Here is a 15,466-nt window from a genome sequence, read left to right on the forward strand (position 1 = left end):
CGCGACCGGCCCCGGTCCGCCGTCCGTCCGCGGGCTCATGACGCCCCGGCCCGGACCAGGGAGCCCCGCGGCACCCCGGTGCGCAGCTCCAGGGCCACCGCGACGTCGGACGCGTCCGGCCGGTCGGCGGCGCGCAGATCGGCGACCGTCCACGCCACCCTGAGCACCCGGTCCAGCCCTCGCGCGGTGAGCATGCCCCGTTCCATGTCCCGTTCGGCCTCCAGGAGTGCGCCCGGTGCCGCGATCAGCCTGGTCCGCAGCTCGTGGCCGGGCACCTCGCTGTTGGTGGACCATCCCGTGCCCGCCAGCCGCTCCGCCGCGCGCGCCCTGGCCTCCCGGACCCGGGCGGCGACGGAGGCCGACGACTCGCCCCTGCCGCCCCGCGCCAGCAGATCGTCGCGCTTGACCGGATCGACGGTCACCCTCAGGTCCACCCGGTCCAGCAGGGGGCCGGAGAGCCTCGCCCGATAACGCCTGACCGAAGACGGCGGGCACTCGCAGCCGGCACCGCTGAGCCCGTGCCGACCGCACGGGCAGGGGTTGGCGGCCAGCGCCATCAGGAATTTCGCGGGCAGCCGCACCACCCCGGCGCTGCGCGCCACCACCACGTGCCCCGACTCCAGCGGCTGGCGCAACGCGTCCAGCGCCCGCACGGAAAATTCCGGCGCCTCGTCCAGGAAGAGGATCCCCCGGTGGGCCAACGAGACCGCGCCGGGTCGCGGCAGCCCGTTGCCGCCGCCGACGAGGGACTGCATCGTCGCCGAGTGGTGCGGTGCGCAGTACGGCGGGCGGGAGACCAGCGGCTCCCCCGGCGGCAGGATGCCCGCCACCGAGTGCACCGCGGTCACCTCCAGGGACTCCGTCCTGGTCAGCGTCGGCAGGATCGTCGGCAGCCGTTCGGCCAGCATGGTCTTGCCCGCCCCGGGCGGTCCCGAGAGCAGTAGATGGTGCCCGCCCGCCGCGGCCACCTCCAGGGCCTTTCTGGGCCGTTCCTGTCCCGCCACGTCCGCCAGGTCCGGCACGTGCCCCTCGCCCGGCCCGGTCCCTTGGGCGAGCCCGGTGCCGATGCCCGCGCCCGGCACCATCAGCCCGGACAGCATGGTGTCGGGGCGCCCCTCCTCGTGTTCCTCCCGCTCGTCCGGCACCGGCTCGTCGCAGAGCACGGCGATCAGCTGCCGCAGACTCCGCACACCGAGGACGGCGACCCCGGGGACCAGTGCCGCCTCCCCCGCGGTCTGCTCGGGCACGACCACCTGGCGGTACCCGGCCTCCGCCGCGGCGAGCACGGAGGGCAGCACACCCCGCACCGGCCGCACCCGGCCGTCGAGGCCCAGCTCGCCGATCATCACCACATCGGCGATGGACGCCGGGTCGATCCGCTCCGCCGCCCCCAGCACCGCGCACGCCACGGCGAGATCGAACCCCGAACCGCTCTTGGGCACGGAGGCGGGTGACAGGCCCACCGTGAGTTTCTTCTGCGGCCACTCGGCCCCGGAATTCACGACCGCGGCCCTGACCCGGTCCCGGCTCTCCACCAGGCTCTTGTCCGGCAGCCCCACCAGGGTGAACGCCGCCACCCCCGCCTCCAGGTCCGCCTGGACCTCCACCACCACGCCCTCGACGCCGACCAGCGCCACCGAGCAGGCCCGTGCGAATCCCATCAGGCCACCCCCCGCGCGTGCTCGGCGACGGGTGCTCCGCGCCTGGGCAGCACCACCCCGACCAGGTCGATTCGGACCCCGCCGGGCGGCGGGCCGCCGTGCCGGTCGAGCCAGATTCCGGCCAGCCGCCGCAGCCGCCCCGCCTTGACCGGTGTGACGGCCGCCATCGGATGCTCGAAGCCCCCGGCCCTGCGGGTCTTCACCTCGCAGACCACGAGGACGTCGCCGTCCAGCGCGACGATGTCGATCTCACCGGCGCGACAGCGCCAGTTCCGTTCCAGTACGGACATGCCGGCTCCGGCCAGCAGCCGCACCGCCAGATCCTCGCCGTACCGCCCGAGTGCCCCCCGTGCGTTCATTTCGGCACCACCTCCGGGACCGACTCTGACGCGTCCGGTCCCGGCTTGTGGATCTTGGTGGACAACTCCGCAGTTGTGGATATCCCGGCCACCCAGGAGAGGGAATCAGCCCCCTACCACGAAGAAGGAGAGCCTCCGGGGCGTGCCGGCCGGCACGGGTCGGCCCCGGCCCGAACCTGTCCCCGGCCCGGATCTGTCCTCCTGCCCGGACCGGCCTCCCGTCTCCAGATCAGCCTCCCGGAAGTTCGAGATCGCTCTTGTTGAGCTCTTCGATGTTGACGTCCTTGAACGTCAGCACCCGTACCTGCTTGACGAAGCGCGCGGGCCGGTACATGTCCCAGACCCAGGCGTCCGCCATCGACACCTCGAAGAACACCTCGCCCTGAACCGAGTGCACCTGCATCTCGTAGTCGTTGGTGAGGTAGAAGCGCCGTTCGGTCTCGATCACGTATTTGAACAGACCGACGACGTCTCGGTACTCCCGGTAGAGCTTCAGCTCCATCTCGGTCTCGTACTTTTCGAGGTCCTCGGCGCTCATTGGCATGTTCCCCTTCAGCCGTGCGTGCCCCCATTGTGCGCCAGGCACCGGCTTCCCGGGCGCCTAGGCGATTTCGGGATCCAGAACCAGCGGCACACTCGGGGGACCCTCGTCGAGCAGCGTGCGCAGCAACTCGGCGAGCCTGGTCGGGTACACCGTCTCACGCGCCGCCGACAGTTCGTCGGAAGTCCACCACCTCAGACCCGCGACGCTGCGCCGTTCCAGTCCGGTCTGACCGCTGGTGTCCGTGGCGGTCTGCGTCGTACGGGCCAGGAAGTACCACTCGTCCTGTTCCCAGCGCCGGCCGTCGAACGGGAACGAGCACCTCCGCTGCCAGAGCAGCGGGCCCAGCTCGGCATCGGTGATCCCGGTCTCCTCCACGAGTTCGCGCAGCGCGGCTTCCTCCCGCGTCTCGTCGCCCTCCAGACCGCCGCCGGGGGTGAACCACCAGGTGCTTCGCGGATCGTCCGGTTCGAAGCCGTGGATCAGGAGTATCCGGTCGTCGGGGTCCAGGAGCACCACCCGGGCGACCTTCCGCTTCTCAACGCGCATCGGCGGCTGTCCTTCCACGCTCCCTGCGCGCCGCGACCGGGCCGTACGCCGCGCCTCCCAGGATGAGCACCACACCCACCCCGACGGCGGTGAGCTGGAGTTTCAGCGGGCCGGGGGACGACACCCCGCCGGGGAAGGCGGCGAAGTCCTGTGGGCGCTCGATCATGCCGTCCATCGGCCAGGCGATGGCGTCCACCCTGGCCTGCACCGCGCCGCGCGGGACGGAGCCGTGCCCGGGGTCGGTCAGATGGACCCTGGAGTCCAGCGAGGACCTGCGCTCGTCCCCCAGCAGGAAGAGCTGGCCCCGGGGCACCTCCGCCGTGAAGTTCTCGCCCGAGGCCGGGTCCTTCGCCTGCAGATACGATTCCTCGACAGGCTTGCCGTTGATCGTGAGCCGGCCGTCCTTCCCGCAGCAGGCGATCCTGTCGCCGCCGACCCCCACCACCCGCTTCACCATGGGCATGTCGCCCCAGGCCGGGTCGGTGAAGATCACCACGTCGCCGCGGCGCACCTCGTCGCCGTCGATCCGCTGCGCGAGCACCCGGTCCCCGGCGTGCACCGTCGGAGTCATCGAGTCGGTCGGCACCGTGTACGGCTTGTACACCACCGCCGCCCAGGCGAACCCGCCGAGGAAGAGCACACAGCCGACGGCCACGGCCAGCCCCGACAGCATGCTGCCGAGCCGACCGTGGCCGTCTCCCGTACGTCCTGTTCCACTCATCCCAGCGCCCCCCGCATCGGAGATCGACAATCGCTGATCCGAGTCGGCACCCTACCCGGCGGTACGCCCGCCGGTCAGCCTCCTGCGACGCCACAGTACGAGCGGCAACGCCCCGGCCACGCCCAGTGCTCCCGGCGCCAGCCCCATCGCCGCGTTGATCCCCGGCTGCTCGAAGGTCTTCGGGATCGGCAGGGTCGCCCAGCGGTTGATCGGCCACGCCACGACGACGGCCCGGCCGACCACCTCGTCGTTGGAGACCGTGCCGTTGCCCGGCAGCTCCTGGTGGTAGCGGGAGTCGAGGGAGTTCTGCCGGTGGTCCCCCATCACCCAGATCCGGCCCTCGGGCACCTTGATCGGGCCGAACGGCTCGTCGTTGCAGGGGCTGTTCCCCTCGAAGATGTACGACTTGTCGTCCAGGGCCTTGCCGTTGACCGTGACCGGGCCGTTCTTCTTGCACTCCACGACATCGCCGCCGACCCCGATGACCCGCTTGATCAGGTCCTTCTCCTCGGCGGACGGCATCAGTCCGATGAAGCTCAGGAATTTCTGCACGGCGTTCGGCTCGGGCGTCGCGGTGTTCTCCAGCCAGCCGCCCGGGTCGTGGAAGACCACGACCTCGCCGCGCTCGGGCTCCGCGCCGAACCACGGGGTCAGCTTGTCGACCAGCACCCGATCGCCCCGCTGGAGCGTGTTCTGCATCGAGTCCGAGGGAATCGAGAACGCCTGCACCAGGAACGTCTTGATCAACAGCGCGAGAACCAGTGCGATGCCGATGAGCAGGGGCAGCTCCTTCCAGAAGGAGCGAGGCTTCTTCGGGCCCCTGCCGCCGTCCGGAGCGTCCGCGTCACTCTGCGCGCGGCCCGCCGCTCCGGCGGACTCGGCATGGTCCGGATTGCCCGGCCGGTCCTCGGGTTCCTCGTGTCCGGATCGTGCGCCGACCGCCAAATCCCCCACATCCACTCCTTACTCCGTGCCACCGCCCGCGCCCTAGCCGGTGCAGGCCCACCACTCCCATAACGAGCGGGAGTTCCGCAGGGGTCGGGAGAGGGATCATTCCATTGAGATTCCGGGACGACACACTATGCGACGGACCCGACGCGGCGGCCGTCCCGGCGCGCGCGTCCGGGACCGAGCCGAATGTGGCCGGTTCCTCCAGTTTCCGCCAGTGGGAGAAGGGCCAGGCGATCACGACGGCCCGCCCCACGACCTCGTCCTCGGAGATCGTGCCGTGTTCGGGCTCGTCCAGGTGATAGCGCGAATCGGCCGAATTGGAACGGTGATCGCCCATCACGAAGATCCGGCCGACCGGAACCTTTACTTCGAATTTGATGAGGGAGGGCGGGTTGCCGGGATGCAGATAGGGCTCGTCGAGCGGTACGCCGTTGACGCTGATCCGGCCGTCCTTGCCGCAGCACTTCACCGTGTCGCCGCCCACCGCGACCACTCGCTTGATCAGGTCCTGCTCGTCGTCGGAGGGCAGCAGGCCGATGAAGGTCAGTGCCTGTTTCACCTGCTTGACGACGACGGGCGGCTCCCCCTTGTCGACGTTCTCCTGCTGGAGCCAGCCGCCCGGGTCCTTGAAGACGACGACGTCGCCGCGCTGGGGCCGGGAGCCGAACCAGGGCGTCAGCTTGTCCACCAGCACCCGGTCACCGATGCGGATGGTCTGCTCCATCGATCCCGAAGGGATCACGAACGCCTGCACCAGGAAGGTCTTGAGCACCAGCGCGATCAGCAGCGCCACGGTGATGAGCAGCGGGATCTCGCGCAGGGCCGACCTGCGCCGCCGCCGCTTGACCCTGCGGGCCAGTTTGCGCCGCTCCGCCCGGGTGGGCAGGGAGCGCCCGGTCCTCGGTCCGTCGCCGTCCTGCGGTGTTCCGGAGCCGCCCCGTCCGCGGCCGCGGTTACCCATGGCTCCTGCCCGGCGCCCGTACGGCGTCGGGGGCGGCACTGTCCGGCAGCGAGCCCAGCCGGCTCGGCGGCCAGCCGATCCAGTCCACCCGGCCGATCACCATGTCCACGGGGACCATGCCCCCGCCCGGCTCGCCCAGGTGGTCGCGCGAGTCGCGGGAATTGCTCCGGTGGTCGCCCATCATCCACAGCGTGCCGTCGGGGACGACGATGTCGAAGCGGGCCCGGGAGGGGGCGTCCCCCGGATACAGGTAGTTCTCGACGACCGCCCGGCCGTTCACCTCGACCCTGCCGCGGCTGTCGCAGCACACCACCCGGTCGCCGCCCACGCCCACCACGCGTTTCACGTAGTCGGTCTCGGCAGGTTCCGCCAGGCCCAGGGACGAGGCCACCGAGTGCACCACCCCGGCGACGGGGTTCTCCTGCAAGGGCTCCTGCACGAAGGACCCCGTGCCGTCGAAGACCACCACGTCACCGCGGTGCGGCACTCTGCCGAAACGGTACGCCAGCTTGTTCACCAGCACCCGGTCCCCGATCCGCAGCGTGGGCTCCATCGAGCCGCTCGGGATCAGGAAGGGCTGCACCACGAAGTGGCTGAGGAGCAGCACGAACACCGTGCAGACGGCCCCGAGCACGGCGGTCCGCCGCCAGGTCATCCAGCTGCCCGGCACCACCGGAACACGCAAGGAGCGCGACCGCTCCTCCGTACCCGGGCAGGGTTCGCAGGAGGGGTCGCGCTCCGAGGGCTTTGCTTCCGTGTCCATCGAGGCCAGAGCCTATCCGGCAGACCTGTGGACCAGGGAGTCAGCTCAGTTGTCGCGCTTCTCCTTGATCTTCGCGGCCTTGCCGCGCAGCTCACGGAGGTAGTACAGCTTGGCGCGACGGACGTCACCGCGGGTGACGAGCTCGATCTTCTCGAAGATCGGGCTGTGCACCGGGAAGGTGCGCTCGACGCCGACGCTGAAGGACACCTTGCGGACCGTGAAGGTCTCGCTGACGCCCGCGCCCTGGCGGCGGATGACAACACCCTTGAACTGCTGGATACGGGAGCGGTTGCCCTCGATCACTCGGACGTGGACATTGACGGTGTCACCGGGGCGGAACGCCGGGATGTCGGTACGCAGCGACGCGGCATTGACGTCGTCGAGCAGGGAAGCCATGTTGTCCGCTTTCTTCGCCGATGCCACAGGTCATCGACGGGAGATCGTGATGAATGGAGGTGCTGACCGCGTCGGGCGGGCGTCGGGCCGTCCCCGCGGGCGGGGAATCGAATCAGCCGCTTTCCCCCTGTGGCAGGGGCGCGCGCCGGACGGACAGCAGCGGCCTATTCTTCCACGGCCCGGGGCCTGCGCCAAAATCGGCCGTCGGGCTCAGGTGACCAGCCGAGGATGGAGAGCATCTCGCGGTCCTTCTTGTCGAACTCCGCGGCGTCGCAGCGCTCGATCAGATCGGGCCGGTTGAGGGCGGTACGGCGGAACGCCTCGTCCCGCCGCCAGCGGGCGATCTTCCCGTGGTGACCACTGAGCAGCACCTCGGGGATCTCCCTGCCGCGCCACACGGGCGGCTTGGTGTAGACGGGGCCCTCCAGCAGGTTGGCCATCGCGCCGGGGGCGAAGGAGTCGTCCCGGTGCGATTCCGCGTTGCCGAGCACGCCGGGCAGCAGCCGGGCCACCGCCTCCGTGATCACCAGCACCGCGGCTTCCCCGCCGGCCAGCACGTAGTCGCCGATGGAGACCTCGACGACCGGCATCCGGGTCGCGTACTCGTCCATCACCCGCCGGTCGATGCCCTCGTAGCGGGCCGGCGTGAAGATCAGCCACGGCCGTTCGGAGAGTTCGACGGCGAGTTCCTGGGTGAAGGGGCGGCCGCTGGGGGTGGGCACCACCAGCACCGGGGAGTGCGCCCCGGCCTCGTACCCGCCCGCCAGGGCGTCGTCCAGCGCCTCGCCCCACGGCTCGGTCTTCATGACCATGCCCGGACCGCCACCGTACGGGGTGTCGTCGACCGTGTTGTGCCGGTCGTACGTCCAGTCGCGCAGGTCGTGCACGTGGACGTCGAGGCGACCGCGCGCGCGGGCCTTGCCGACGAGCGAGACGTTCAGCGGCTCCAGGTACTCCGGGAAGATCGTGACGACGTCGAGGCGCATCAGTCGTCCTTCCCCGGGCCGGGCTCCCCGTCGCCCTCTTCGTCGCGCGAGGAGGCGATCACGGCCTGGCCCTCGTCGATCAGCCCCGGCGGCGGGACGATCACCGCGCGCTGCTCCTCCAGGTCGATCTCGGTGACGATCTCCTCGACGAACGGGATCATCACCTCGCTGCCGTCCGGCCGCTCGACGATGAAGAGGTCCTGGGACGGCAGGTGCGTGATCTCGGAGATCCGGCCGACGACGGTGCCGTCGGTCAGGACCACGTCGAGGTCCATGAGCTGGTGGTCGTAGAACTCCTCGGGATCCTCGGGGAGTTCGTCCGGGTCGACCTCGGCGATCAGCAGCGTGTTGCGCAGGGCCTCGGCAGCCGTACGGTCGCGCACGCCCTCGAAGCGCAGCAGCAGCCGTCCGCTGTGCACCCGCCCGGTCTCGATCGTCAGCGGTCCGGCACCGGCCGGTTCGGTGACGAGCACGGCTCCGGGCGCGAGCCGCAGTTCCGGCTCGTCCGTACGGACCTCGACGGTGACCTCGCCCTTGATGCCGTGGGCACGGCCGATCCGCGCGACTACCAACTGCACCTTGTGTCTCTCCTGTCATACGACGACGGGCCGGGGCGGGCGCATGGCCCTCCCCGGCCCGTGCCGGTGTTCAACTCTGTCAGCGAACCTGGTCCACATCGACGAGGTCGACGCGGATGCCGCGGCCGCCGATGGCGCCCACGACGGTACGCAGCGCACGCGCGGTGCGGCCGTTGCGGCCGATCACCTTACCGAGGTCGTCGGGGTGGACCCGGACCTCCAGCACGCGGCCGCGGCGCAGGTTGCGCGAGGCGACCTGCACATCGTCGGGGTTGTCGACAATGCCCTTCACGAGGTGCTCGAGAGCCTCCTCGAGCATGCTCAGGCCTCGGTCGACTCGGCGGAAGCAGCCGCGTCAGCAGCCTCGTCCGCCTTCTTGTCGGACTTCTTCGCCTTCTGCGTGATGGCCTCGCCCTTGGACTCTTCGCCGTCCTTGGTCAGGGCCTCGAACAGGGCGCGCTTGTCCGCCTTGGGCTCCGGCTGCAGCAGCGGCGCGGGGGCCGGGAGACCCTTGTGGGCCTGCCAGTCACCGGTGAGCTTCAGGATCGCGAGAACCGGCTCGGTCGGCTGGGCGCCGACGGACAGCCAGTACTGCGCACGCTCCGAGTTGACCTCGATGCGCGAGGGGTTCTGCACCGGGTGGTACAGGCCGATCTCCTCGATGGCCCGGCCGTCACGGCGGGTACGGGAGTCGGCGACGACGATGCGGTAGTGAGGCGAACGGATCTTGCCCAGACGCTTCAGCTTGATCTTGACTGCCACGGGAGTGGTGTCTCCTGGTCTATGACGTGGTTGGGCACAACGAAGATGCCACGTGGGGTTGCGGTACTCGGGTGCCCGATGGACGCGTCAGCCGGAGGAGAGAGGGGTCCTGTGCGACTGTCGAGTACAGCTAGTCATTGTGCCACACCGCATCGGGTCACCCCACCGCGACCGCCCCTTCCGGGATGCGGAACGGCTTTCCGCACCCCCCGCAGACGATCGGCGCCTGCGCCAGGACCGACGGGACGACCCGGACGTTGCGACCGCAGTCGCAGACGGCCTTGACGCGGACGCCTCCGCCGGAGGAGCCGTGCCGGGCGGCCGGCCCCCGGAAGGAGCGCTTGGTGTCGGCGGCGGTGGCGACCGTGTGCGCCTTGAGGGCGCGCTGCAGCCGCTCGATCGTCGGCCGGTAACGGCGCTTGGCCTCGGGGTTGAGCGTGACCAACGAGAAGCCGCTGCTGGGATGCGGCTCCTCGGCGTGGTCCAGGCCCAGCTCCTCGGCGATCGCGAGGAATCTGCGGTTGTGGTAGCGGCCGGCGCGGGAGGTGTCGCGTACACCTCGGGCGGCGGCGATTCCGTGGACTGCCTCATGGAGCAGTCGCTCGAAGGAGAGCTCGGCGCCGCAGGCGGACGAGGACTCTCCGATCAGGGACTCGGGCGCGGCCAGATCCGGCAGCTCGGGGTGGTACCGCTGAATGTCGGCCCACGCCTGCGCCAGCTCTGCGGCAAGTACAGGTGGTGTCGTGCTCACGTCGTGACAACGAGCACGAGTGCCCCGGTGTTCCGATTCCGGGCCATCCCAAATAATTTGCACGTACCAGTCAGTTGCCCTTGATGCGTCCCGACGAGGGCGGGTGCGCCGATCTGCGGAGAAGCCCGCACAGCTCCCACCAAGGTGGTACGTAGCGCCGCGTACGCCCGGACGCGTGGGCGACCGCCGCGCACCGGGGCACCGCACGCTCCCCGGGACGGGTGGGGCGTCGGTGGACACGGGCCGCCGGAGCGACCCTACCGGGCGCATCGTCCGAATCGGGCGCCGCCCCCCTTCCCGGCCGCGCGGTGCTCGACGTGCCCGGCCGGGCGGGTCGGGTAAGACTGGGGCGAGGAGCGGGAGACGGGCGCCCGTCGCCCGCCCGTCCGGCACGGGCTCCCCCTCCGGTTCCCCGGGGCACACCACCGCGACAGGCGACTCCCGCCCGCGGTTCCCCGGACGCGACCGCGGCCGCGCGGCGCTCCGGCACACGGGGAAGCGGGCACGCCCGCGCACGGCAGCATCCACTCGGGCACGACCGATCGGACACGACCGACCTCTCGGCGGATTGGGGCGCTTCCATGACACCAACGCTCGTCCGGCACCACGACCACCCGGAGACGCTCACCCGGATGGCCCCCGAAAGCCGCGCCCGGGACTGGGCCGAGATCCAGGAGCGGATGCTGGCACCGCTGTACGAAGCGGTGTACGAGCGGCTCGAAGTGGGGCCCGGTACCCGGCTGCTCTCTCTGGGCTGCGGCTCCGGTCTCGCGCTGCTGATGGCCGCCGGCCGGGGCGCCCGGGTCACCGGTGTGGACACCGACCCCGAACGGCTGGCGCTCGCCCGGACCCGGCTGCCGCACGGGCCCGGCGGCGACGGTTCCCCGGCCTCGGGTCCGCGGTTCCTGAAAGGTGGTCCGGCCGCGGCCCCGCCGCCCGACGGGGCGCCGTACAACCTGCTCACCGCCTTCACCCCGATCGGCTGCTCGTTCGACGACGGCGAGGAGCTCGTGGCCACGCTGCGGTCCGCCGTGCCGCTGGCCGCCCGGAGAAGCGTCGTCGTGCTGACCGGATGGGGACCGCCGGAGCGGTGCACGGCGGAGCCCGTGCTGCGGGTGGCCGCGCGGCTGGCGGACGGCGGCCGGGCGCCCCGGGCGGGCGGCTGGCGGTCGGCGGGGCGGGACGACCTGGAGGACGTGGCGTTCCGGGCCGGTCTGCACCCCGACGGTTCGGGCCGGGTGGCGTGCCCGTTCGGGTACCCGGACCTGGACAGCGCGGTGCGGGGACTGCTCTCCACGCCGCTCTTCGACGCGGCGGCACGGGCGGCGGACCGCTCCCGGGTGGAGAAGGAGGTCGCGGAGGCGCTCCGTCCGCACCGGCGCCGGGACGGCTCGGTCTGGATGCCGAACGTCTTCCGCTACCTCGTGTGCACCACCTGAACCTGATGCCTCGTGCGCACCACCTGCGCGAGGGCCGCTACTTGGCGAGGCGGGGGAGGCCCGCCGCCCGGTACGCCTCGGCCTCCTCCAGCGTCTCCTTCTCCAGCAGTGCCGCGGCCAGCGCGTCCAGCCGTTCCCGGTTCTCGCGCAGGAGCCGGCAGGCCGCCTCGTAGCACTCGTCGACGATGCGCCGCATCTCGTCGTCCACCGCGTCGAGCGTGGCGGGGGCCGCCGACAGCCCGTACGCCTGCTGGGCGTCGCCCGGAATCGCCGTCAGCCTGCCCACCCTGTGGCTCATCCCCCAGCGGCCGACCATGCCCCGGGCCAGGTTGGTGACCTGTTCCAGGTCGCTCTCCGCACCGGTGGTGATCATTTCGAAGACCACCTGCTCGGCCGCCATGCCGCCGAGCGCCCCGATGATGCGTCCGCGCAGGTACTCCTCGGTGTACGCGTACTTGTCGGCGTCCGGCGTCGAGAGGGTGACGCCCAGGGCCCGGCCGCGCGGCACGATGGTGACCTTGCGGACCGGGTCGGCGCCCGGCTGGAGCATGCCGAGCAGCGCGTGGCCGCTTTCGTGGTACGCGGTCCTGCGGCGTTCCTCGTCGGACATGACCAGTGAGCGTTCCGCCCCCAGCTGGACCTTCTCCAGGGCGTCGGAGAAGTCGGCCCCGCCGACCTCGGTCTGCCGGCGCTTGACCGCGAGCAGTGCGGCCTCGTTGGCCAGGTTGGCGAGGTCGGCGCCGGTCATGCCGGGGGTCGTTCCGGCGACCTGGGCGAGGTTCACGTCGTCGGCCAGCGGGATCTGCCGGGTGTGGATCTCCAGGATCGCCTCCCGGCCGTGCCTGTCCGGCGGGCTGACCTGGACGATCCGGTCGAAGCGGCCGGGCCGGGTGAGGGCGGGGTCGAGGACGTCGGCGCGGTTGGTGGCGGCGAGGACGACGACGCCCTCCGAACCGGAGAAGCCGTCCATCTCGGTGAGGATCTGGTTGAGCGTCTGCTCGCGCTCGTCGTGGCCGCCCATGCCGGAGCCGCCGCCGCGGGCCCGGCCGATGGTGTCGATCTCGTCGATGAAGACGATGGCTGGGGCGACCTTGCGCGCCTCCGCGAAGAGTTCCCGCACCCGGCTCGCGCCGACGCCGACGATCATCTCGATGAACTCGGAGGCCGACGCGGAGAAGAACGGCACTCCGGCCTCCCCGGCGACGGCCCGTGCCAGCAGCGTCTTGCCGGTGCCGGGCGGTCCCGCGAGCAGCACGCCGCCGGGCATCCGGGCGCCCATCTTCCGGTACGCCTGCGGGTTCTTCAGGAAGTCCACGACGTCGTTGAGCTCGCCCTCGACCTCGTCGATCCCGGCCACGTCCGCGAAGGTGGTGCGTCCGTTGCTCTCCAGCTCGACGGGTTTGGGCGGGGCCTTGCGTCCGAAACCGCCCATCCCGCCGCCCATGCCCCGGGCCATCCGCCGGGCGACGAACACCCAGAGCAGGACGAGCAGCAGCATGGGCGCGAGCGAGATCAGCAGGTTGGCGAGGAAGCTGCGCTGCTGGACGACCGGTTCGGCGGTGACGGTGACGTCGTCCTTGACCAGTTCGGCCCAGAGGTTGTCCTCGGCGAAGGCCGGGCGCTGGGTGACGAACTTGGTGTACTTCTCGTCGCTCCCCGGGACCTTCGTCTCCTTCTTGAGCTGCCCCTGGATGGTGTCGCCCTTGGAGTAGATCTTGGAGACGTTGCCCGAGGTGACCTGCTTGCTGAACTCCGTGTACGCGATCGTCCGCTGCTCCTCCCCGTTGAAGAAGGACAGCACCAGATTGGCGATCAGGTAGACGGCGAGCGCGGTCAGCAGCAGTCCGCCCCAGCCTCCCGGCATCTTCCGGCCCGGTGGCGGGGGCGGCGGTGCGCCCTCGGAGCGCCAGGGCTGGTCGGTTCGGTCGCGGGGAGGTACGGGATTGGTCACGCGCGCTCCTCTGCCGACAGCCGTTGGAAGCGACGTTAAGGGAGGAGTGCGGACAAAGCCCTCCCAGGGGGCGTGCACTGGGCCCTTGGAGGGACGGGCCTGCGACAGCCGTGGGGTCCGGGGCTCCCCGGCCGGACACGCCCGAGGGGGCGCCCGCCGGGGAGGCGGGCGCCCCCTCGGGGACGTCATCGGGCCGGTGCGACCGGTACGACCGGTGCGGCCCGGAGACCGACGGGAGCGGTTCAGCCCATGAACTTCTTGAACTCGTCGGGCAGCTCGAAGTTCTTGTCGTCCTGTGCCGGCAGTCCGAGCGCGCCGCCCTGCGCCGCCTGCGCCCGGCGGGCCGCCGCGGCCTGCTCCTCGGCCTTGCGCTTCATCGGGTTGCCGCTCTTGCGCTTGCCCTTGGCCTGCTTGACCTGCTTCTTCTGCCGACCGGGGCCGCCGCCCATGCCCGGCATCCCGGGCATCCCCGGCATGCCGCCGCCCTGGGCCATCTTCGACATCATCTTGCGGGCCTCGAAGAACCGCTCGACGAGGTTCTTCACCGCGGAGACCTCGACACCGGAACCCTTGGCGATACGGGCCCGGCGCGAGCCGTTGATGATCGTCGGCTCGGCGCGCTCCTTCGGGGTCATCGACTTGATGATTGCGGCGGTGCGGTCCACGTCGCGCTCGTCGATGTTGTTGATCTGGTCCTTGATCTGTCCCATGCCGGGCAGCATCCCGAGCAGCTTGGAGATGGAGCCCATCTTCCTGACCTGCTCCATCTGGGCCAGGAAGTCGTCGAGCGTGAAGTCCTTGCCCTTGCTGGACGCCAGCTTGGAGGCCATCTTGGCGGCCTCTTCCTGGCTGAAGGTCTTCTCCGCCTGCTCGATCAGGGTGAGGAGGTCACCCATGTCGAGGATGCGGGACGCCATGCGGTCGGGGTGGAAGGCGTCGAACTCGTCGAGCTTCTCACCGTTCGACGCGAACATGATCTGCTTGCCCGTGACGTGGGCGATCGACAGGGCCGCACCACCGCGGGCGTCGCCGTCGAGCTTGGAGAGCACCACGCCGTCGAAGCCGACGCCGTCGCGGAACGCCTCGGCGGTGTTGACCGCGTCCTGGCCGATCATCGCGTCGACGACGAAGAGGATCTCGTCGGGGCTGACGGCGTCGCGGATGTCCGCGGCCTGCTGCATCAGCTCCTGGTCGATGCCGAGGCGGCCCGCGGTGTCGACGATCACGACGTCGAACTGCTTGGACCTGGCGTACTCGACCGAGTCCTTGGCGACCTGGACCGGGTCGCCGACGCCGTTGCCCGGCTCGGGGGCGTACACCGCCACACCGGCGCGGTCGGCGACGACGCTGAGCTGGTTGACGGCGTTGGGGCGCTGGAGGTCGCAGGCGACGAGCAGCGGGGAGTGGCCCTGGCCCTTGAGCCAGAGGCCGAGCTTTCCGGCGAGGGTGGTCTTACCGGCACCCTGGAGACCGGCGAGCATGATCACGGTCGGCGGGTTCTTGGCGAACCGCAGCCGCCGGGTCTCGCCGCCGAGGATGCCCACGAGCTCCTCGTTGACGATCTTGACGACCTGCTGGGCCGGGTTGAGCGCCTGGGAGACCTCGGCGCCGCGCGCCCGCTCCTTGACGTTGGCGATGAAGGCGCGGACGACGGGCAGTGCGACATCCGCTTCGAGCAGGGCGATACGGATCTCGCGAGCCGTGGCGTCGATGTCCGCCTCGGACAAGCGGCCCTTGCCCCGGAGGTTCTTGAAAGTCGCGCTAAGGCGGTCGGAGAGAGTATCGAACACGGCGCTCGTCGGTCCTCAGGGTCGGGGGCGGTATGGATCGCTCCCTAGGGTATCCGGCTCGGGCGGGCAGCCGTCCTTGCCGGTGGCTGTTGCCCGGACCGGACGGGGATCCTCGCGGCGGCGGAGGCGACGGACCCGCGACGGACCGGGACAGCCCTCGGAACGGCCCCGGCCGGCAGGGCAACCGGCGGCCCCGGCGGGAACGGCCCCGGTGGATACGAGGCCCGGCGCCCGTCGGAAACGGCCCCCACCCGTGCGAGGTCCGGCGGCCGGAGCCAGACACCTGGGCCGGGCGCCGGGGCCTGAG

At 71.1% G+C, this 15,466-nt stretch carries 17 protein-coding genes; 1 reads left to right on the top strand and 16 read right to left on the bottom strand.

Annotation, left to right across the window (positions count from 1 at the left end; genetic code table 11):
• Nucleotides 1-35: 35 nt before the first annotated feature.
• The 14 genes from ACWCXX_RS27030 to ACWCXX_RS27095 form a co-directional block, all read right to left on the bottom strand.
• A complete protein-coding gene (locus ACWCXX_RS27030; RefSeq protein WP_451131566.1) occupies nt 36-1,661 on the bottom strand; it encodes a YifB family Mg chelatase-like AAA ATPase in 1,626 nt (541 codons plus the stop codon).
• Entirely contained in the window at nt 1,661-2,020 is a 360-nt protein-coding gene (locus ACWCXX_RS27035) for a YraN family protein (RefSeq protein WP_451131568.1), read from the bottom strand. The genes ACWCXX_RS27030 and ACWCXX_RS27035 overlap by 1 nt, the downstream gene beginning before the upstream one ends.
• Before the next feature lie 229 nt (nt 2,021-2,249).
• Entirely contained in the window at nt 2,250-2,558 is a 309-nt protein-coding gene (locus tag ACWCXX_RS27040; RefSeq protein WP_003965949.1) for a DUF2469 domain-containing protein, read from the bottom strand.
• Between the two features lie 63 nt (nt 2,559-2,621).
• Nucleotides 2,622-3,110, bottom strand: coding sequence for an NUDIX hydrolase (locus ACWCXX_RS27045; RefSeq protein ID WP_451131570.1), 489 nt, complete (start codon nt 3,108-3,110; stop codon nt 2,622-2,624).
• On the bottom strand, nt 3,100-3,831 hold the full coding sequence (gene lepB / locus ACWCXX_RS27050; protein ID WP_451131572.1) for a signal peptidase I: 732 nt from the start codon (nt 3,829-3,831) through the stop codon (nt 3,100-3,102). The genes ACWCXX_RS27045 and lepB (ACWCXX_RS27050) overlap by 11 nt, the downstream gene beginning before the upstream one ends.
• Nucleotides 3,832-3,882: 51 nt before the next feature.
• The gene (gene lepB / locus ACWCXX_RS27055) at nt 3,883-4,776 is read right to left on the bottom strand and encodes a signal peptidase I (RefSeq protein ID WP_451131664.1); all 894 of its coding nucleotides are present in this window, start codon (nt 4,774-4,776) and stop codon (nt 3,883-3,885) included.
• Entirely contained in the window at nt 4,676-5,743 is a 1,068-nt protein-coding gene (lepB, locus tag ACWCXX_RS27060) for a signal peptidase I (RefSeq protein ID WP_451131574.1), read from the bottom strand. Before lepB (ACWCXX_RS27060) ends, lepB (ACWCXX_RS27055) begins: the two co-directional genes overlap by 101 nt.
• Nucleotides 5,736-6,506, bottom strand: coding sequence for a signal peptidase I (gene lepB / locus ACWCXX_RS27065; protein ID WP_451131576.1), 771 nt, complete (start codon nt 6,504-6,506; stop codon nt 5,736-5,738). The genes lepB (ACWCXX_RS27060) and lepB (ACWCXX_RS27065) overlap by 8 nt, the downstream gene beginning before the upstream one ends.
• Before the next feature lie 45 nt (nt 6,507-6,551).
• On the bottom strand, nt 6,552-6,902 hold the full coding sequence (rplS, locus tag ACWCXX_RS27070; RefSeq protein ID WP_148839582.1) for a 50S ribosomal protein L19: 351 nt from the start codon (nt 6,900-6,902) through the stop codon (nt 6,552-6,554).
• Nucleotides 6,903-7,066: 164 nt separating this feature from the next.
• Nucleotides 7,067-7,888, bottom strand: coding sequence for a tRNA (guanosine(37)-N1)-methyltransferase TrmD (gene trmD / locus ACWCXX_RS27075; protein WP_451131578.1), 822 nt, complete (start codon nt 7,886-7,888; stop codon nt 7,067-7,069).
• Nucleotides 7,888-8,466 (bottom strand): ribosome maturation factor RimM, encoded by a 579-nt coding sequence (rimM, locus tag ACWCXX_RS27080; RefSeq protein WP_451131580.1) that lies wholly within the window; start codon nt 8,464-8,466, stop codon nt 7,888-7,890. Before rimM ends, trmD begins: the two co-directional genes overlap by 1 nt.
• A 79-nt stretch (nt 8,467-8,545) precedes the next feature.
• On the bottom strand, nt 8,546-8,785 hold the full coding sequence (locus ACWCXX_RS27085) for an RNA-binding protein (protein WP_005311361.1): 240 nt from the start codon (nt 8,783-8,785) through the stop codon (nt 8,546-8,548).
• Nucleotides 8,786-8,787: 2 nt separating this feature from the next.
• Entirely contained in the window at nt 8,788-9,228 is a 441-nt protein-coding gene (gene rpsP, locus ACWCXX_RS27090; RefSeq protein ID WP_283854292.1) for a 30S ribosomal protein S16, read from the bottom strand.
• 157 nt (nt 9,229-9,385) lie between these two features.
• Nucleotides 9,386-9,979 (bottom strand): hypothetical protein, encoded by a 594-nt coding sequence (locus tag ACWCXX_RS27095; RefSeq protein ID WP_406497851.1) that lies wholly within the window; start codon nt 9,977-9,979, stop codon nt 9,386-9,388.
• A gap of 581 nt (nt 9,980-10,560) precedes the next feature.
• Here ACWCXX_RS27095 and ACWCXX_RS27100 point away from each other — a divergent pair.
• A complete protein-coding gene (locus ACWCXX_RS27100) occupies nt 10,561-11,418 on the top strand; it encodes a class I SAM-dependent methyltransferase (RefSeq protein ID WP_451131583.1) in 858 nt (285 codons plus the stop codon).
• 37 nt (nt 11,419-11,455) lie between these two features.
• On the opposite strand, the gene ftsH is transcribed toward ACWCXX_RS27100, so the two are convergent.
• Both ftsH and ffh read right to left on the bottom strand, forming a co-directional pair.
• Complete coding sequence (ftsH, locus tag ACWCXX_RS27105) at nt 11,456-13,369, bottom strand: ATP-dependent zinc metalloprotease FtsH (protein ID WP_451131585.1); 1,914 nt, start codon at nt 13,367-13,369, stop codon at nt 11,456-11,458.
• Between the two features lie 242 nt (nt 13,370-13,611).
• Nucleotides 13,612-15,159, bottom strand: a complete 1,548-nt coding sequence (gene ffh / locus ACWCXX_RS27110; RefSeq protein WP_451131587.1) for a signal recognition particle protein — start codon at nt 15,157-15,159, stop codon at nt 13,612-13,614.
• Between the last annotated feature and the right edge of the window lie 307 nt (nt 15,160-15,466).

The sequence above is a fragment of the Streptomyces sp. NPDC001732 genome (assembly GCF_053596315.1).